At 51.4% G+C, this 20538-nt stretch carries 12 protein-coding genes; all 12 read left to right on the top strand.

Annotation, left to right across the window (positions count from 1 at the left end):
* Window positions 1–104 precede the first annotated feature (104 nt).
* The 12 genes from ACLU9Q_RS02350 (at window position 105) to ACLU9Q_RS02295 (ending at window position 20469) form a co-directional block, all read left to right on the top strand.
* Window positions 105–2672 carry a PEP/pyruvate-binding domain-containing protein gene (locus tag ACLU9Q_RS02350; RefSeq protein ID WP_302592342.1) on the top strand — a complete coding sequence of 856 codons (2568 nt, stop codon included), beginning with the start codon at window positions 105–107 and terminating at the stop codon, window positions 2670–2672.
* A gap of 178 nt (window positions 2673–2850) precedes the next feature.
* Entirely contained in the window at window positions 2851–3993 is a 1143-nt protein-coding gene (locus tag ACLU9Q_RS02345) for an exonuclease SbcCD subunit D (RefSeq protein ID WP_302592340.1), read from the top strand.
* Between the two features lie 11 nt (window positions 3994–4004).
* Window positions 4005–8330, top strand: a complete 4326-nt coding sequence (locus ACLU9Q_RS02340; protein WP_302592339.1) for an AAA family ATPase — start codon at window positions 4005–4007, stop codon at window positions 8328–8330.
* Between the two features lie 380 nt (window positions 8331–8710).
* Window positions 8711–10207, top strand: coding sequence for an L-arabinose isomerase (araA, locus tag ACLU9Q_RS02335; protein WP_296834713.1), 1497 nt, complete (start codon window positions 8711–8713; stop codon window positions 10205–10207).
* 12 nt (window positions 10208–10219) lie between these two features.
* Window positions 10220–11824 carry a xylulokinase gene (locus tag ACLU9Q_RS02330; RefSeq protein ID WP_302592338.1) on the top strand — a complete coding sequence of 535 codons (1605 nt, stop codon included), beginning with the start codon at window positions 10220–10222 and terminating at the stop codon, window positions 11822–11824.
* 21 nt (window positions 11825–11845) lie between these two features.
* Complete coding sequence (locus ACLU9Q_RS02325) at window positions 11846–12535, top strand: L-ribulose-5-phosphate 4-epimerase (protein WP_302592337.1); 690 nt, start codon at window positions 11846–11848, stop codon at window positions 12533–12535.
* Between the two features lie 3 nt (window positions 12536–12538).
* Entirely contained in the window at window positions 12539–14161 is a 1623-nt protein-coding gene (locus tag ACLU9Q_RS02320) for a response regulator (protein ID WP_302592336.1), read from the top strand.
* A 5-nt stretch (window positions 14162–14166) separates the two neighbouring features.
* Window positions 14167–15615, top strand: a complete 1449-nt coding sequence (locus ACLU9Q_RS02315; RefSeq protein ID WP_298512315.1) for a sensor histidine kinase — start codon at window positions 14167–14169, stop codon at window positions 15613–15615.
* A gap of 169 nt (window positions 15616–15784) precedes the next feature.
* Window positions 15785–16771, top strand: coding sequence for an ABC transporter substrate-binding protein (locus ACLU9Q_RS02310; RefSeq protein WP_296834702.1), 987 nt, complete (start codon window positions 15785–15787; stop codon window positions 16769–16771).
* A 104-nt stretch (window positions 16772–16875) separates the two neighbouring features.
* Window positions 16876–18399 carry a sugar ABC transporter ATP-binding protein gene (locus ACLU9Q_RS02305; RefSeq protein WP_412624611.1) on the top strand — a complete coding sequence of 508 codons (1524 nt, stop codon included), beginning with the start codon at window positions 16876–16878 and terminating at the stop codon, window positions 18397–18399.
* Complete coding sequence (locus ACLU9Q_RS02300; RefSeq protein WP_006862943.1) at window positions 18392–19459, top strand: ABC transporter permease; 1068 nt, start codon at window positions 18392–18394, stop codon at window positions 19457–19459. The genes ACLU9Q_RS02305 and ACLU9Q_RS02300 overlap by 8 nt, the downstream gene beginning before the upstream one ends.
* Window positions 19456–20469: an ABC transporter permease subunit gene (locus tag ACLU9Q_RS02295; protein ID WP_296834697.1), complete on the top strand. Its 1014-nt coding sequence runs from the start codon at window positions 19456–19458 to the stop codon at window positions 20467–20469. The genes ACLU9Q_RS02300 and ACLU9Q_RS02295 overlap by 4 nt, the downstream gene beginning before the upstream one ends.
* The last annotated feature ends 69 nt before the right edge of the window (window positions 20470–20538 follow it).

Genomic DNA, 20538 nt, shown 5'->3' with positions numbered 1-20538 from the left:
AATTGATGGAGGCTTATTTGTCGGGCAGCTCAAAATATACAAAAAAGGACCAGGCGGATCAAAGGAGATCTGCACGGTCCTTTTTGCGTCAAAGGGGGATTTTTATGAGGATTTACACAGAGGCAGACCGTGTGAGCACGGGAAACAGGGGCATGGATGACGTAATTGACATGCTGCGCATGGGCGATAACGTGGTATGGCAGGTGGATGCGGTGTCGGACTACCGGCGTGTGGTGGCGCAATATCTGAAGCAGGCGAAGGCGGACGGGCGCGAGATTCACTATATGCGCTTCGGCGCGCATGAGCCGGTCATTCAGGAGACGGAGGGCGTGCAGGTGCACCGGATCCACGCGGAGCTTGGCTTCGAGCATTTTGCGATGAAGGTGCATCATATTATTAAGGAAATCGGCGTGGATGCGTTTTATATTTTTGACTGTCTGACGGATCTGGTGAAATACTGGTATTCGGATCTGATGATCGGAAACTTTTTCCGTGTGACATGTCCGTATCTTTATGAACTGAATACGGTGGCGTATTTTGCGCTGATCCGGGATTCGCACACGGAACACACGATTTCGCGTATCCGTGACACGACGCAGGTGCTTCTGGATTTGTACAACGTGGGCGGCAATTATTATCTGCATCCCTTAAAGGTCTGGCAGCGCAAATCGGATACGATGTTCCTGCCGCATTTGATTTCCGGGGAGACGGCGAAGACGATCACGTCAAGCTCGGAAACGGCGGCACTGTTTTCTCATTTCAGCCTGGACCGGAACCGCACGGATTATTGGGACGTGGTGTTCCAGGAGGCTTCCATGAAGCTGTCCGGCTCGGTGGAGGAGCAGAATACGGCAAAGGAGCTGCTGTTGCGGCTGCTTATCGGGGAGGACAATCCAATCGTGGGTCTGTGCCGGGAATATCTCTCATTGCGCGATCTGCTGGATATTAAATCGCGGGAGCTTGGAACCGGGCGCATCGGCGGAAAGGCGGTCGGCATGTTCCTTGCGCGCAAAATTCTGGAAAAGGATACCGAATACAATTTTTCGCGGCTGCTGGAGGTCCATGATTCCTTTTACATGGGAGCGGACGTTTTCTATACGTATATTGTACACAACGACTGCTGGCGCCTGCGCACCCTGCAGAAGTCGAAGGAGGGCTACTATGAGTACGCAAAGCCGCTGCAGGAGAAGATGCGGGAGGGAAGCTTTCCGGAGTATCTGGTGGAAAAATTCAAGGCGATGCTGGAGCACTTCGGACAGTCGCCGATCATTGTGCGCTCCAGCTCCCTGCAGGAGGACAATTTCGGCAATGCCTTCGCCGGCAAGTATGACAGCGTGTTCTGCGTAAACCAGGGAACCCTGGAGGAGCGCTACGAGGCGTTTGAAAAAGCGGTGAAGCAGGTTTATGCAAGTACAATGAATGAGGATGCGCTGAATTACCGCATGAACCGCGGTCTGTGGGATAAGGATGAGCAGATGGCGCTGCTGATCCAGCGCGTGTCCGGCGATTATTATGGAAAATATTTCTTCCCGCATGTGGCGGGCGTGGGAAATTCCTCGAATCTTTATGTCTGGGATCCGTCCATCGATATGGATGCCGGCATGATACGTCTGGTGTTCGGGCTCGGTACGCGGGCGGTAGACCGCATCGAAGGGGATTATCCGCGCATTGTCTGCCTGGACGATCCGGGACGTCCTCCGCTGATTTCTTATGGCGACGAGCGGAAGTTCTCACAGCATTATGTGGATCTGCTTGATACCGGAACGAACGAGTGGACGCACAGGGATGTGGACGAGATTCTTGCGATGGATATTAAAACAAATAAAAATCTGTTTTCGTCGTTGGATTTTGACACCATGCGCTGGCTGCAGGATATGGGCAGAAAAACGCGGAATCTTTACATATTAAATTTCAACCGGTTGCTGAAATATACGGATTTTCCGGACAATATGAGACGTATTTTAAAGCGGCTTTCCACTGTTTACGACTATCCGGTGGATGTCGAGTTTGCGGCAAATTTTGACAAAGAGGGGAATTACAAGATCAATCTGCTGCAGTGCCGCCCGCTGCAGACGCGGGGGCTTGGAAAGACGGTGGAGATACCGGAGATCACAAAAGAAACGGAATGCTTTTTTGCGACGCACGGAAATTTCATGGGTGGAAACGTGCGCATTCCGATTCAGTATGTGATTTTTGTAAAGGCGAAGGCATATCTGGCGCTGCCGGAGCAGGAGCGCTACACGGTGGCGCGCGTCATCGGAAAGCTGAACCAGATCTTAAAGGAACATCACGTATTGCTGGCGGGACCGGGGCGCTGGGGCACCTCGACCACTTCGCTGGGCGTACCGGTACACTTTACCGAAATCTGTCATATGAGCGCTATCTGCGAGGTGGCGTACCAGGAGGGCGGTCTGATGCCAGAGCTTTCCTATGGAAGCCACTTCTTCCAGGACCTTGTAGAATCTGGTGTGTTTTACTCGGCGATTTTTGAGAAGGATAAGGATGTGATCTTTAACGAAAGCTACGTACTGGAAAAAGAAAACTGCATCGCAGACTTTGTGGAGACGTCCTACGCGGGCGTTATCCACGTGGCAAAAACAGAAGGACTGGAGCTGTATTCCGATACTGTCAGCCAGCGGCTGGTATGCATGAAACGGCAGGCGACGGAGTAAAAGCAGCGGGTATTCTATAAAGAAACTGCCTTTCGCAGGAAAAACTGCGCGGGCAGTTTTTTGATTGTCCTGCAAAAAGAAACTCTGTGAGGTGAATCGCAGAAATCCATTGAGCCGCTGATATCGGTATGTTATACTGTAAAAAAACAACTATCCGGGACAGATTAGGAGGCAGGGTATGAAACTGATGCATTTATCAGACCTTCATCTTGGAAAGCGTGTAAATGAGTTTTCCATGATTGAGGATCAGAAATATATATTATCGCAGATCATCTCTTTGCTGGACAGAGAGGGAGCGGACGGAGTGATCCTGGCGGGAGATATTTACGATAAGCCCATCCCTTCCGTAGAGGCCGTGCAGTTATTTGACAGCTTTCTCACCAGACTTGCAAAGCGAAAGCTCCCTGTTTTTGTCATCAGCGGAAATCATGATTCTGTGGAGCGGGTGTCCTTCGGGGCACAGCTGATGGAGCGGGAAGGCATCTATATTTCTCAGGTATACGACGGAAAGGTGCAAAACATTGTCCTTACAGATCAATACGGAGAAGTATGCATTTATCTGCTTCCGTTTTTAAAACCCGCTTCCGTGCGTCATGTATTTGAAGAGGCAGAGATTTCCACCTATCAGGACGCCTTGAAAAAAGCGATCGGAGAAATCGAGATTGACAAAAGCAGGCGCAATGTCGTTGTAGCGCATCAGTTTGTGACTGGCGCCAGCAGGTGTGAGTCGGAGGAAATTCTGGTAGGCGGGCTGGATCAGGTCGATGCGTCTCTTTTCGACAGCTTTGACTATGCGGCGCTTGGGCATCTCCACAGTCCCCAGAGGGTAGGCAGAGAGACGGTCCGCTACTGCGGGACACTGTTAAAATATTCCTTTTCCGAGGCAGAACAGGAAAAATCCGTCACCATTGCCGAATTGAAGGAAAAAGGAAATATCGAAATCAGAACCATTCCCTTAAAGCCCCTTCGGGATATGCGCAAAATCCGGGGAACGTATCTTCAGGTAACGGAAAAGTCGTTTTATGAGGGGATAAACACGGAGGATTACTTACAGATTACTCTGACCGATGAGGAGGACATTCCGGACGGAATGCAGAAGCTTCGCATTATTTATCCCAATCTTATGCGGCTGGAATATGATAATCAAAGAACACGGGAAAACCGCAGTGTAGAGGCTGCTGAGGCTGTAGAGCAGAAGTCGGAAGCAGAACTTTTTGAGGAATTTTTCGAGTTGCAGAATAACAGACCGATGAGTGAACAGCAGCAGATTTTTGTCAAAAGGTTGATTCAAAAGCTTCAGGAAAAGGGCTTTGATAAGTAGGGAGGAACGATATGAAACCACAAAAGCTGATCATCAGCGCTTTCGGTCCCTATGCGGGAACGACAGAGATTGATTTTGAAAAGCTGGGAGACCACGGGCTTTTTCTCATTACCGGAGATACGGGAGCAGGAAAGACTACGATCTTTGATGCCATTACGTTTGCCCTTTATGGAGAAGCCAGCGGTGAGGTTCGCGATTCCGGAATGTTCCGCAGCAAATATGCAAAGCCTGAGACGCAGACCTACGTGGAACTGCGATTTTTGTATCAGGGGAAATCCTATACGGTGGTGCGCAATCCGGAATACCTGCGCCCAAAGGGAAGGGGCACCGGATTCACTATGCAGAAGAGCGATGCCAGGCTTGTCTATCCGGACGACCGCCAGCCGGTTACAAAGTCCAGAGAAGTGACAAAAGCGGTAACGGAATTGATCGGGCTGGATTATCGTCAGTTTACCCAGATTGCCATGATCGCCCAGGGGGATTTTTTAAAGGTGCTCTTGGCTGGAACGGCACAGCGCAGCGAAATTTTCCGGCAGATTTTCCACACGGGAATGTTTCAGGAGCTGCAGAATTGTCTGCGGGATGAGGTGAAAAACCGTTGGAGGGATTATGACGAGATCCGCAGGAGCATTAACCAGTCTTTAAGCAGTGTGACATGTGAAGAAGATTCTCCCTTCCTTCCGGAGCTGGAGCGCCTGAAAAAGGAAGGATTCGAGGGAAATGTAGCGCGCGGGCTGGAGCTTTTGGATGAGCTTTTGCAGCAGGAGAAGCAGGCGCTCGAAGAGCTGAATCAGGAGATCGGCAGTCTCGAAAAAGAAATCGCGGGCGACGACCAGCTTCTCGGAAAAGCAAGCCAGAACCGCCAGCGTCAGGAAGAACTGGAAAAGTGCAGAGAAGAGTTAGCGGCATTGCTGCCAGAGCTAAAAGAAAAGGAAGCTTTATGGGAAGCGGCAAAGTCTGCTTTGAAGAAAACAGGGCAATTGGATGAACAGCTCCGCTCCTGCAGCGAAAAAATGGAAAAATATAAAAATCTGGAGGAGACACAGGCGCTTATACAAGGTGCGCAGGAGCGTATAGACAGCCTCTGCAGCTCCAGAGAAGAAACGGAAAAGGAAAGACAGGAGCAGGGACGGCAGCTTGAAGAAGCAAAGCAGAGTCTTGCTGCTTTGCAGAATGCAGGGGAAGAAAAAACAAGGCTCCTTTACCGCAGGGAAAAACTGGAGGAGTGCCAAAAGGAGCTTGCGGCCGCAGAGCAGGCGTTGGCAGATATTGCGCAGACGGAAGAAGAACAGGGGAAGGAGCTTGAAAAGGAGAAGCAGACGGAGACGGAGCTTCAGGAGGAGATCCGCAGGCTGGAGGGGGAGATCGCACAGCGAAAGGATCGCGATGGTGTTTTGATTTTCCTGCAGGGCAAACAGGAAACGTATCTTTCCTGGAAGAACAGCCTGCAACAGTACCAATCAGACTGGTCGTCGGCAGCAGGGCAGTATCAGAACCGGAAAAAAGCATTTGATGCTTCGGAGAAGGACATTTCTGCTTTGAAAAAGGCGTTGGAGGAGCTTGGGGAAAAGCTTCTGGAAGTGGAAAATGCCGGTGAGGCGGAGCTGGAATGCAGCCATCGCCTTACAGAACTGGAGGGCAAAAACAGGGAGTACAAAGGCTTTGCAAAGGCGCTGTTGACTTTGGAGAAAGCTTCAAAAAAAGCAGCGGAAGAAATGGAAAGGCTTTCTGCGCAGGAAGAGGCGTGTCAGAAGGAATATCAGAAACATAAGGAAGAATGGGAGAATGTGAAGGGGGCGGATCTCCGGCTGCTGCATCTTTCCAGGGAGCAGGATTCTGTTGAACAAAAAAAGGAAAAGCTGCAGGAACTGGAGCAGAAAGTAAAAAAGCTATCTGAATCGGAAACACAATATCAGCAGATGCTGGTCCGGTATGAACAGGCATTCCAAAAAACAGAGAAATTGAGAGCAGAGTATCACGGTCTGGAAAAACAGTTTCTAGATGAACAGGCAGGGGTGCTGGCACAACATCTGAAGGAAGGAGAACCATGCCCTGTGTGCGGAGCCGTTCATCATCCATCCCCGGCACGGTTATCGGGGGAAGCACTGAAGGAGGAAGAGCTGGAGGTCAAAAAGAAAGTGCTTTCCGTTTCGGAGGAAGCAACCCATCGTCTGAGCAGTGATGCAGGTCATAAAAGGGAGCAGATTGATGATGCAAAGGCAGAAATTCAGGAAGCAGCAAAGGCCTTTTGGGAGCGCATTTCACTGGAACAGATTCGCACAGAAATTGCTGCGAAAAAAGAGGCGCTGACGCAGGAAGAACAGAAGCTTGTCCTTGCGCAGGAAAAAGCGGATGCGGAAAAAAACAGAGAGCAGGAATTAACGGCGCTGCTTGAACAGGAAGAAGCGGAAATACAAAACCTCCGGCAGATGCTTCAGCAAAAACGGGAAGAGCAGGCAAGTGCAGACGGACAGAAGCTGGAAAAGCTGTCGCAGCTAAAAAAAGCAGCCCTGGAGCTTCCGGCGAAGGAGGCGGGATTTGAGGAAGAGCTTGCTGTTTTTGAAAGCAGCGGGGAAGCCGTACCGGAAAAAGGGCTTCTTCAGAGAATCGGACAGAAGCTGGATAATTATGAAGTGCAGCTTTCCAATAACCTGAAGGAGGCGGAAGAAAGAAGACGAAATCAGGAAGCGTGGAAAAAGCAGGAGCAGAAGCTTAAGAAGGAACTGGAGCAGGCAGAGAAGGAAAACACAGAAATCCGACGGGAAGCGGACGATCTGGCAGGCAGAAGCCGGGCGCTTGAGCAGCAGATGTGTAAAGAGGCAGAACGGATTCTGCATCTGGACGAGATCCGGGATGCCTTTACGCAGGCGGAAACGCATATCGGGGAGCCGGCAGATTCTGCCGGAACAACAGAAAATGCCCTGCTTGGGCTTGCGTCCCTGATACAGGAAAATGAAAGACAGCAGAGGGAAACGGAGAAGGAAATCGGGCTTCGCAAGCAGGCGGAAGAAAGAAAAGCGGCATCGGAAAAACGTCTTTCCGGCTGCAGAGAGAGACTGCAGGAGCTGCTTAGTTCCCTGGAGGTTCAAAAAAGCAAAAAGGCAGAAGAGAAACGGAAACAGGTACGCTGTCTTATGCGAAGGGACATGCCCTGGAAGGATGCGTTTCAGATGGCAGCTTCGGAACCGGAGGAGCAGCAGGCGCAGTGGATGATGCAGGCAGTCCGGATGCTTGGCGAGGCTTTGCAGGAGACAGAGGCAGAAATCGGTATAAATGAGCGGAAGCTTCAGCAAAAGGAAGAGCTGGAGCAGCAGATTCCTGCCAGAGAGCGGAAAATCGCAGAGCTTGGAGATGCTATCCAGCAGCTCGGTCTTACTCTGGCTGGTCTGAAAGCAGATCATGTAAAACTTATGCAGCAGCGTGAGGAGCTTCTCTGTGCTCTTGACGGGCGTTCGAAAGAGGAGATGGAGCAGCAGATTACGGCGTTGGAAAAACAGAAAAAACAGATCGAGGAGGAGGCCGGGGCGGCGGAGGAAAACTGGCGGGAGGGCAAGACAAAAGAGACGCAGCTTCGCGCCGCAGAAAACACTCTTTTGGGTCAGCTTGAGGCAGCGGAGCGGCTGGATGAGAAGGCGATTTCCGAAAGAAGGCAGCAGCGTCTTGAGAAAAAGATGATATTTACGGAAAAGCGCACAGCACAGGATGCTGCAATCCGGAATAATCAGAGAATTTTGCAGGAAGTTCAGGGCAGGCAGGAAGCTATGATAGCGGTGGAACAGGAGTACATGTGGGTAAAATCGCTGTCCGATACGGCAAACGGAGCTCTCGGAGGCAAACGAAAGATCGAGCTGGAAACCTATGTGCAGATGGCGTATCTGGACAGGATCTTACGCAGGGCAAACCTGCGGCTGATGACGATGAGCAGCGGACAGTATGAGCTGAAACGGCAGGAGGATGGCGAAAATAAAAAGGAGAAAGCCGGATTGGAGCTGAATGTTATCGATCATTACAATGGATCGGAGCGAAGCGTCAAAACCCTTTCCGGCGGCGAATCCTTTCAGGCATCTCTGTCACTGGCGCTGGGGTTGTCCGATGAAATCCAGTCTCACGCAGGAGGGATCCGGCTGGATTCCATGTTCGTGGATGAAGGGTTCGGTTCCTTGGACGAGGAGGCTCTGGATCAGGCGATGAAAGCGCTTGGAGAGCTTTCGGAAGGAAATCGTATGGTAGGAATTATTTCCCATGTGGCAGAACTAAAAGAACGGATCGACAAAAAGATTATCATTACCAAGAAACGCGGTGCGGAAGGTACCGGAAGCAGTGTGACAATTGAATAAGCAGTAACATTTTGGGACTGAAAATGTGAAAAAAGATATTTGAGGAATATTGCATTTTAAAACGGTATATGCTATAATGCCAGCAGGCAAAAAGATAAAGCGTTACTCCATGCAGAGTGACAGACGAAAATCCCCCGGACGGCTATCCGGAGGATTTTTTGATTGTCTTGCGAAAAGCATTTTTACATGTTAATCTATCAGTAACAAACCTGTTACAAGGTATGTGGACAGTACAGGAGGAGGGATCATATGCAGAAAACTGGTGCGTGGTTTTATAAATACAAAAATATTCAACAAAAATCTATAAAACACAACTTGTCCTTTGCACTCCTTTTGGTGTATACTGGATGATATCAAATTATGCTTACAGGAGGGTTAAAATGAAAGCGGCAAAGGATTACAAGTTTTGGTTTTGTACAGGTTCACAGGATCTTTATGGTGATGAGTGCCTTGCACATGTGGCGGAGCATTCCAGAATTATCGTAGATGCATTAAATAAATCGGGGGTGCTTCCGTATGAGATCGTCTGGAAGCCGACGCTGATCACCAACGAGCTGATCCGCAAGACGTTCAACGAGGCGAATGCGGATGAGAGCTGCGCGGGCGTTATCACCTGGATGCACACGTTCTCCCCGGCGAAGTCCTGGATCCTGGGACTGCAGGAGTTCCGCAAACCGCTCATGCATTTCCACACGCAGTTCAATCGTGAGATCCCGTACGACACGATCGACATGGATTTCATGAACGAGAACCAGTCGGCGCACGGCGACCGCGAGTACGGTCACATCGTATCCCGCATGGGAATCGAGCGCAAGGTGATCATGGGCTACTGGGAGGACCGCGACGTGCAGGAGCAGATCGCGTCCTGGATGCTGACGGCGATCGGTATCATGGAGAGCAGCCACATCCGCGTGTGCCGTATCGCAGACAATATGAGAAATGTTGCCGTGACGGAGGGCGATAAGGTAGAGGCGCAGATTAAATTTGGCTGGGAGATCGACGCTTATCCGGTGAACGAGATCGCAGAGTATGTGGCGGCGGTACCGCAGAACGAGATCGACGCGCTGGTTGAGGAATACTACAGCAAATACGACATCATCCTGGAGGGCAGAGATCCGAAGGAATTCCGGGAGCATGTAGCGGTGCAGGCAGGCATCGAGATCGGTTTTGAAAAATTCCTGGAGGAGAAAAACTATCAGGCGATCGTTACGCATTTTGGCGATCTTGGCGCGCTGAAGCAGCTTCCGGGACTTGCTATCCAGCGTTTGATGGAAAAAGGCTATGGTTTTGGCGGCGAGGGCGACTGGAAGACCGCGGCAATGGTTCGCCTGATGAAGATCATGACGGCGGGCGTGAAGAATCCGAAGGGTACCTCCTTCATGGAAGACTATACATACAATCTGGTGCCGGGCAAGGAGGGCATCCTGCAGGCGCATATGCTGGAGGTTTGCCCGTCTGTTGCAGACGGTCCGATCGGCATTAAGGTGTGCCCGCTTTCCATGGGCGACCGCGAAGATCCGGCGCGTCTTGTATATACCTCCAAGACCGGTCCGGCGATCGCAACATCACTCATTGATCTCGGCAACCGCTTCCGTCTGATCATCAATGAAGTAGAGTGCAAGAAGGTGGAAAAGCCGATGCCGAAGCTTCCGGTTGCAACCGCATTCTGGACGCCGCAGCCGAACTTAAAGACCGGCGCAGAGGCATGGATCCTTGCAGGCGGCGCGCATCACACCGCATTCAGCTACGATCTTACGGCGGAGCAGATGGGCGACTGGGCAAACGCGATGGGCATCGAGGCGGTTTACATCGACAAGGATACCACCATCCGCAACTTCAAGCGCGATCTGCAGCTTGGCAGCATCGTGTACAGATAGGAGGAAACGAACATGAGCAGAGATATCAATCTGATTAAAGAAGATATACAAAACGCAAAGACAGCGCTCGGTATCGAATTCGGCTCCACCAGGATCAAGGCGGTGCTGATCGACTCTGAGAGCAACCCGATCGCGTCAGGCAGCCACGAGTGGGAGAACCGTCTGGAAAACAATATCTGGACCTACACGCTGGATGACATCTGGACAGGTCTGCAGGACGCCTACGCAGACATGGCGGCGGATGTAAAGAAGCAGTATGACCTGGAGCTGACTAATATCGGCGCGATCGGCTTTTCTGCGATGATGCACGGCTATATGGCGTTCAATGAGAAGGACGAGCTGCTGGTGCCGTTCCGCACCTGGAGAAATACCATGACGGGCGAGGCGGCAGGAAAGCTGTTTGACCTGTTCAACTACAACATCCCGCAGAGATGGAGCATTGCGCATCTCTATCAGGCGATCTTAAACGGTGAGGAGCATGTAAAGGACATCACATATCTTACCACGCTGGCGGGCTACATTCACTGGCAGATGACCGGCGAAAAGGTGCTCGGCGTGGGCGATGCTTCCGGTATGTTCCCGATCGACCCGAAGACGAAGGATTACGACGAGACGATGGTGCAGAAATTCGACGCGCTGGTGGCGGAGAAAAACTTCCCGTGGAAGCTGCGCGATATTCTGCCGAAGGTTTTGGTTGCCGGTGAAAACGCAGGCGTGCTGACCGGGGAAGGCGCAAAGCGTCTGGACGTGAGCGGAAAGCTGCAGGCAGGCATTCCGGTGTGCCCGGCAGAGGGCGACGCGGGCACCGGCATGGCGGCGACCAACAGCGTAAAGCAGCGCACCGGAAATGTTTCCGCAGGAACCTCTGTTTTCGCGATGGTCGTTCTGGAGAAGGAGCTTTCCAAAGCGTATCCGGAGCTTGACCTTGTCACCACGCCGGACGGCAGCCTGGTGGCGATGGTACACTGCAACAACTGCACTTCCGATCTGAACGCATGGGTAGGGCTCTTCCGCGAGTTTATGGAAACCTGCGGTATGGAGGTCGACATGAATAAATTATTCGGCACGCTGTACAACAAGGCGATGGAGGGCGACAAGGACTGCGGCGGCCTGCTGTCCTGGTGCTACTTCTCCGGCGAGCCGGTGACGGGCTTCGACGAGGGACGTCCGCTGTTTGTGCGCACGCCGGATGCGAAATTTAATCTGGCGAACTTTATGCGCACCCATCTGTACAGCTCGCTGGCAGCGCTGAAAATCGGTATGGATATCCTCTTTGAGCAGGAGCATGTTGCGCTGGATGAGCTGATGGGACACGGCGGTCTGTTCAAGACAAAGGGCGTCGGCCAGAGCATCATGGCGGCTGCGGCAAACGTTCCGGTTACCTGCATGGAGACGGCAGGCGAGGGCGGCGCATGGGGTATCGCGCTTCTGGCTGCCTACATGAAGAACAAAGAAGAGGGCGAGACCCTGGATGCATACCTGAACAACAAGGTATTCGCGGGGCAGAAGGGCGAGACATTGAGCCCGGATCCGGCGGATGTGGAAGGCTTCAACAAGTTTATTGAAAACTACACCAAAGCGATGGCAGTAGAGCGCGCGGCAGTGGAGACGGTATAAAAATTCAGACGAGGTGGAAAAATGTTAGAGGATCTGAAAAAACGGGTATACGAAGCAAATATGCTGCTTCCGAAATATGGACTGGTGACCTTTACCTGGGGAAATGTCAGCGAGATCGACCGCGAGATGGGGATTTTCGCGATCAAGCCGAGCGGCGTGGATTATGACAAGCTGACGCCGGATGATATGGTTCTGATGGATTTAAACGGAAATAAGGTGGAGGGAAAATATAATCCCTCCTCCGACACACCGACGCACCTGGAGCTTTACAAGGCGTTTGATAAGATCGGCGGCGTGGTACATACGCACTCCGCATGGGCGACGAGTTGGGCGCAGGCAGGACGGAGCATTCCGTGCTACGGCACGACGCACGCGGATTACATTTACGGAGAGGTGCCGTGCGCGCGCTGCCTTACCGGGGATGAATTTAAGCAGTATGAAAAAAATACCGGTCTGCTGATCGTGGATTTCTTCAAAGATAAGGATTACGAAGCGGTTCCGGCGGTACTCTGCAAAAATCACGGACCGTTTACCTGGGGCAAGGATGGGCACGAGGCGGTGCACAATGCCGTAGTTCTGGAGGAAGTGGCAAAGATGGCGGCGCGCTGCGAGATGATCAATCCGCAGGTACAGCCGGCTCCGCAGGATCTGCAGGACAAGCATTACTACAGAAAGCATGGGGCAAACGCGTATTACGGACAGGGAAAATAACAGATGTTAAAAGTATTTTTGGTAGAAGACGAGGTAGTTATGCGGAATGGTATTAAAAATAACATTCCGTGGGAAAAAGAAGGATTCGAATTTGTAGGAGAGGCCAGCGACGGAGAGCTGGCCTATCCGCTTATAAAGAAGGAAAAGCCGGATATTCTGATCACCGATATTAAAATGCCGTTTATGGACGGTCTGGAGCTGAGCCGCATCGTCAAAAAGGAACTGCCGCAGATCAAGATCCTGATCCTCAGCGGCTACAATGAATTTGACTATGCCAAGCAGGCGATCAACATCGGCGTCACGCAGTATCTTTTAAAGCCGATCAGCTCCGCAAAGCTTCTGGAGGCGGTGAAGGAGGTCGGCGCGCTTATTGAAAAAGAGCGCGAGTACGAGCGCATGATGGAGCGCTACAAAAAGGAGATGGAAGAAAACGTCCATCTGGAGCAGCAAAAGCTCTGGAACGCGCTGGTAGCGAACAAGCTGACGACGGCGGAGCTTCTGGAAGGCGGTCAGAAGGTCGGGATGGATTTCACGGCATCCGCCTATCTGGTATTTCTCTTTAAGATCATGCAGGGCGGGGACTCCACCGGCTGCTCGAAGGATACCATCGAGGTCTCGGATAAGATTCTGGAGATGAGCGCCGGATGGGAGAATGTGCTTACCTTTGAGCGAAGCTCGGAGGGCTGGGTATTCCTCATCAAGGCACAGTCGGAGGAGGAAGCCCAGGAGTGCCTGGAAACGTGCAGAAGAGAGCTGACGGAGCTGGTGGACGGCTATCCGGATCTGGAATATTTTGGCGGTATCGGCACGGTGGTGCGGCGTCTCGGCGATATTCCGCTCTCGTACCGGGAGGCAGGAAAGGCGTTTGCCAGCCGCTTTTTCACAGAGCCGAACCAGATATTATACTCCACCGACGTCGTCCGCCTGCACAGCGGGGAGGAAAACCGGATCGACGTCAGCAATATCCGCTCAAAGAAAAAAGAGCGGGAGCTGGTCGATAAATTCCTGCGCAGCGGCACACTGGAGGAGGTCGACAACTTCCTGGACGAGTACTTCCTGGACATCGGCGAGCAGAATTATCAGTCGATGCTTTACCGTCAGTACGTGGTGATGGATCTTTATTTTATGACAACGGACTTTCTGGCAGGGCTGAAGATCAGCACGGACGATATGCCGGAAAGCTGCCGGGACATCAATGAGATCGTGGCGATGGCAACCTCGCCGGAGAGTATGCGCGAGCAGGTGAGCCGTTTATTTGTGGAAACCTTAAAGCTGCGCGACCATCATTCCATGAAAAAATACAGTGCAGTGCTGGAGGAGGCGCGCAAATTCATCCAGGAAAATTATCAGCGGGAGGATATGTCCCTCAACACGGTGGCGTCCCAGGTGAATATCAGCCCCAGCTACTTCAGTGCGATCTTCAGCGCGGAGATGGGGCAGACCTTTGTGGAATATCTGACGCAGGTGCGTCTGGACAAGGCGAAGGAGCTGCTGATGTGCTCCAGTATGCGCACAGCGGAGATTGGCTACGAGGTGGGCTACAAGGACTCTCATTATTTCAGTTACATTTTCAAGAAAATCGTGGGCTGCAGCCCGAAGGACTATAAAAACCGCAGAAAAGAGTAGGAATTATGATGCACAAAGGCTCTTCACTCAACAAACGTATCAATGTGCTGCTGGCGGTCTGCTTTGTGCCGCTGACGATCGTGGCAGTGTATTTGCTGTCTCTTGTGCTGCGCTTTTCGGACCGCTACGATGCGATCGTAGCGAACATCACACAGGCAAATGTGTACAACATCAGCTTTAAGGAGGATGTGGACTACACGATGTATGTTATCGTGGCGAATTCCGAGCGCGCGGCGGAGCTGGTGGATACGGAGCTTCCGAACCGACTGATCACACAGGCGCGGGAGGCATTTCAGGATCTGGCGGAAAAGGCGGATGGCGACTATGCCAGAAATCAGCTCGCCAGGCTCGTGAAGTCGCTGGACACCCTGGAGGACCGGGTAGTGGAGATCAAGCGGGACGCGCAGATCAGTGGCATGTACGATAAAAATATGGAGCGTCTGGATCTGGATATCCGCATTCTCACGCAGCTTATCCAGGAGCAGGTGCAGGAGTACATCTACTATGAGGCGACGAACCTGGAGGCGCTGCGCGAGGGCGTGCGCGCGGATGTGTCGCGGGCGGTGAAGATCAGCATTGTCATCAGCGCGGCGGTGCTTATTGGCGCACTGTTTCTGGGCGGTAAGATCACCCATCACCTCACGAATGGCATCCAGCAGCTCCGTACGGTGACAAGAAAGGCGGGGCGCGGGGACTTTACCGTGCGCGCCGAGCTTGAAGAGAGTGATGAGGAGCTGGCGGAGCTGGGCGAGGGCTTCAATCAGATGGTCGAGCGCATCGGCAATCTGGTCGAGGACATCCGCGTGGAGCAGCTTAATCTGCGATCAATGGAGTTGAAGCTTCTGCAGGCGCAGATCAATCCGCATTTTCTCTACAATACGCTGGATACGATCGTCTGGCTGGCGGAGGCGAACCAGACGGAGCAGGTGGTCATGATGGTGACGGCGCTCTCCGATTTCTTCCGCACGACTTTGAGCAAGGGGCGCGACTACATCACGGTGCAGGAAGAGGAGTCGCACATCCGCAGCTATCTGAAGATCCAGCAGTTCCGCTATCAGGATATTCTGGACTACGAGATCGATATTCCGGAGGAAATGTACCATTATCAGATTTTAAAGCTGACGCTGCAGCCGCTTGTGGAAAACGCGCTCTATCACGGCATCAAAAACAAACGCGGCAAGGGACGCATCCTGGTGACCGGCTATCTGGAATCCGGCAGGATGGTGTTTCTCGTGCAGGACAATGGGCAGGGGATGACGGGCGAGCGCCTGGCGCAGGTGCAGCGCGAGATGAACAAAAACGAGGCGGACAACGGCGATCCCTCCGGCTTCGGGCTGTTCAACGTGGTCCAGCGCATCAAGCTCAACTATGGTGCACAATACGGCATCTGGATTTCCAGCACTTTTATGGAAGGAACCGAGGTGCGCGTGGAGCTTCCCGCTATAAAAAACTAACTTTTATCTAAAAAAAACCAACTTTGGAAGAAAAAACATACAAAATCACCAAAAAATATTGTACGAATTTAGAAAATCCTTCTGTTTCTTTTTTTAGCCGGACGGTGTAAACTACTATCATAGCCGGAAGGGCTGGAGAACGAAAAAAAAGAACAGGAGGATTTTTCAAATGAACAAAAAGGTTTTAGGTATGTTAGCTTGCACAGCAGTTGTTGCTTCTATGGCAGTTGGTGTATCCGCAGAGGGCGACCTGATTACGATCGGTTACGCACAGGTAGGACATGAGTCTGACTGGCGTACAGCAAACACCAAGAATTATGAGGATGTTTTCTCAGAGGAAAACGGATATGAGCTGTCTCTGATTGACTGCGACAATGACAACGCAAAGCAGCTGGAAGCAGTTCGTAACTTCATCACACAGGGAATGGACTACATCGTTATCGCTCCGATCCAGTCCGCAGGATGGGATACGGTACTTCAGGAAGCACAGGATGCAGGTATCCCGGTTATCATCGCTGACCGTGAGATCGAAGCAGACGCTTCCATGTATGACGCATGGGTTGGAACCGCTCCGTATGATGAGGGCGTTACAGCAGGAAACTGGCTGGCAGAACAGCTTGACGGCGCAGAAGCAAAGATTCTTCAGATTGAAGGTTCTGTAGGCGCATCCGCAGCGATCGGACGTACAGATGGTTTCGCAGAGGTTATGGCAGAGCATTCCGAGTGGGAGCTGCTGGATTCTCAGTCCGGTGATTTCACACAGGACGGCGGACAGGCTGTTATGGAATCCTTCATCAAGACCTATGAAGGACAGTTCAACGTAGTTGTTTGCCAGAATGATAACGAAGCATACGGCGCAATGGATGCAATGGATGCTGCAGGTATTACATATGGTGTTGGCGGCGATGTTATCCTTATCTCCTACGATGCTACACATGACGGACTTCAGTACACACTGGACGGCAAGATCAACCTTGACGTAGAGTGCAACCCGATTCAGGCTGAAACAGTTAAGGGCGTTATCGAGCAGATGGAAGCTGGCGAAGAGTTCGAAGCAACCACACTTATCACAGATGAAGCTTTCTGTGCACCGGGTATCGAGAGCGAATTCGCAACAACGATGACAGAAGAGATCCTGGCAGGTCGTGCATACTAATTTCTGCTGACTGATTCAGATTAAGTGAAAGAAACGGGAGGGGAGAGCATCCCAGTAAATGGGTACCTCCCCTCTTTTTTATGGTGTAGGAAGGAGGAAGTGTGTTGGAAGCTGGTGTAGTATTAAAAATGCAGGGAATCTGCATGACATTCCCTGGCGTAAAAGCGCTTGACCACGCCTGCCTTACTTTGAGGAAAGGCGAAATACGTGCACTGATGGGTGAAAACGGAGCCGGCAAATCGACGCTTATCAAGTGTCTGACCGGTGTAAATAAATTTGAAGCCGGAGAGATTTATCTGGACGGTTTTGATAAGCCGATTGTAAATAAGGACACGATGGATGCACAGAATAAAGGAATCGCGACCGTGTACCAGGAAGTAAACCTGTGTCCGAACCTTTCTGTTGCGGAAAATCTTTATATCGGCAGAGAGCCGCTGACAAAAATCGGTACGGTAAACAGAAAGGCAATGAACAAGCAGGCGGAAGAGCTCATGAAAGAGCTGGAGCTTGACGTTGATGTGACGAGAAATCTGGAAGATTATTCACTGGCGCTGCAGCAGATGATCGCAATCGCGCGTGCGGTGGATATGGACAGCAAGGTGCTGATCCTGGATGAGCCGACTTCTTCTCTTGATGACCGTGAAGTGGAAAAGCTGTTTGTGATGATGCGCCGTCTGAAAGCAAAAGGGGTGGGCATCATCTTCGTTACCCATTTCCTCGAGCAGGTGTATGCAGTGTGCGACGCAATCACGGTGCTCAGAAACGGACAGCTTGTCGGTGAGTATGACATTGCAGATCTGCCGCGTGTAAAGCTGGTAGCGGCGATGATGGGTAAAGACTTTGATGACCTTGCCTCCATTAAGAAAGAGGGAAGCGGCGACAAACATAAAGAACCTCTGGTAATCGAGGCGAGGGGAATGAGCCATGCCGGAACGATTAAACCGTTTGACCTGGATATCCATAAAGGAGAGGTTATCGGTCTGACTGGTCTTCTGGGCTCCGGGCGCAGCGAACTGGCGCGCGTTATCTACGGCGCGGACAGAAACCAGACCGGTACGCTGAAGGTAAATGGAAAAGAAGTAAAGATTAAAAATCCAATTGACGCCATGAATCTGGGCATGGGACTTCTCCCGGATGACAGAAAAGCGGAGGGCATTATCGGAGATTTGTCTGTGCGTGAAAATATCATTCTGGCGCTCCAGGCGAAGGCGGGCATCATGAAGCGCATTCCGATGGCGAAGCAGATTGAAATTGCGGATAAGTATATCGATCTGCTGCAGATTAAGACAGCAAGCCGTGAAACGCTGATCAAGCAGCTCTCCGGCGGTAATCAGCAGAAGGTAATTCTGGCGCGCTGGCTGGCGACGGATCCGGATTTCCTTATTCTGGACGAACCTACCCGCGGTATTGATATCGGAACAAAGACGGAAATCCAGAAGCTGGTTCTGAAGCTGGCGGACGAAGGAAAGAGCCTGATTTTCATCTCATCGGAAATTGAAGAAATGCTCCGTACCTGCAACCGTATGGCGGTTCTGCGCGATGGCGTCAAGGTAGGAGAGATTGAGGAAAGGGATATGAACCAGATGAATGTCATGAAAGCGATTGCAGGAGGTGACAGTAATGAGTAGTTTGAAAAAGATAACGCAGAAGCGTCTGTTTCTTCCGATTTTCAGTATGATTCTCGTTATGCTGATTAACGTGGTCTACGATGTGGCATGTGGAAACCCGCCGCTTAATTTCTTTACGATTACCATTAAAAACGGAGTGCTGTACGGCCGTCTGATCGATATCCTGAACCGCGGAACGGAAGCGGCGATCCTGGCAATCGGTATGACGCTGGTAGTATCTTCTTCTGCAGGAACAGATATTTCGGTAGGTTCCGTTATGAGTCTGTACGGCGGTATGTGCTGTATGCTGCTGGCAGGATACGGAAATACCAATGTTTCCAATTATGCGGTTCCGCTGATTGTCGGTATTGGTGCAGGTCTTTTAACTGCCTGTGTCTGCGGTCTGTTTAACGGATTTCTGGTTGCCTATATGAATATCCAGCCTATGGTGGCGACGCTGATACTATGGTCGGCAGGGCGAGCCATCGGTCTGCTTCTGTGTAACAGCCAGATTGTGTATGTGCGTGTGCCGTCCTTCCAGAGAATCGGCGGTTACGTGGGATTTATGCCAACCCCGATTATTATTGCGGCGGCATGTATTCTGGTCGCGGCGCTGGTACTGAAATTTACAGCGCTTGGCACGTATATCCAGAGCGTCGGCATCAATAAGAAGGCTTCCCGTATCGCCGGATTTAATTCTGCAAAGATTATTCTTCTCTGTTATGTTATCTGCGGTCTCTGTGCAGGTCTGGCAGGTATGGTGGCAACCTCCCGCATTTATTCCGCCGATACAAATAACATCGGTCTGAATATGGAGTTGGATGCGATTCTGGCAGTTGCACTCGGCGGCAACAGCCTTGGCGGCGGTAAATTTAACCTGGCGGGCTCTCTGATCGGTGCCTACACGATTCAGGCAATTGATACGACGCTGCTGGCGCTCGGCGTATCCACGGCGCAGTCCCCGGTATTTAAGGCAATCGTCGTAATTCTGATCGTTGTTATCCAGTCGGAACCGGCAAAGGATTTCTTTAAGAGACTGGGCAAAAAGAGAGAAATGGCAAAGGGGGCGACACAGGCATGAAGAAAAAGATAAACAGCAATAGTCTGTTGCTGCTGATTACCGTTGTGCTGTTTATAGTGATGTACGCAGCGGGCTGTATCGTTTATGCGTCCAAGGGATTTACCCATTTGCAGACGTTCCTCAATATTCTGATTAACAATGCCGGACTTATCTGCGTCGCCAGTGGTATGACCTGCGTCATGCTGACGGGAGGTATTGATATCTCGGTTGGTTCTCTGGTTGCGATGGACTGTATGATTCTGGCGGTCGGCATTGAGCAGTGGGGCTGGAGCAGCCCGGCGCTGATGCTGCTTGTTCTGGCAATCGGTCTGGTTTTCGGTCTGGTACAGGGCTTCTGTATCGCTTATCTGGATATCCAGCCGTTCATCGTTACGATGGCGGGTATGTTCTTTGCCAGAGGTATGACGGCAGTAATCTGCAGAAACCAGGTAAGTATTGTTTCGGATAAGATTTTTACCACGCTGTCAAGTCTGAAGATTGAGCTTCCGTTTGGCGGCTATGAGAATAAGAAGGGTATCATGCAGATGCCGTATCTGCGTGTAACGGTTATCGTTGCACTGATTGTGGTGGTACTTGTTTACCTGATGCTGAAATATACAAAGTTCGGACGCAGCATCTATGCAATCGGCGGCAACCAGCAGTCCGCTACACTGATGGGACTGAACGTAAAGAAAACAAAGCTGAAGGCATATGTTCTTTCCAGCTTCCTCACTTCGATTGGCGGAATCTGCTATTGTCTGAATACGATGGCCGGTACTACGCAGCAGGCGCAGGGTCTGGAGATGAGCGCGATTTCCTCGGCGGTTATCGGCGGTACGCTGCTGACGGGCGGTGTCGGAAACGTGTTCGGTTCTCTTGTGGGTGTGCTGATTAACGGTACCATTTCGTCGCTGGTTAAGACGAACGGTAAGCTGATTAGCTCGTGGTCGAATATTATTACGGCAATCCTGCTTTGCTTCTTTATCATTTTGCAGAGTGTTTTTGCGAAAATTAAGGACAGCAAGAAATAACATATGAAAATTTTTGGGCGAGGAACCGCGGTTAGCGGTTCCTCTTTTTGAAGGTAAGAAAGTGATACA

This window comes from Marvinbryantia sp. (assembly GCF_047017445.1).
Classification (GTDB): domain Bacteria; phylum Bacillota; class Clostridia; order Lachnospirales; family Lachnospiraceae; genus Marvinbryantia.
The sequence above is the reverse complement of the archived record's forward strand: the minus strand, read 5'-3'. Positions and strand labels throughout refer to the sequence as shown.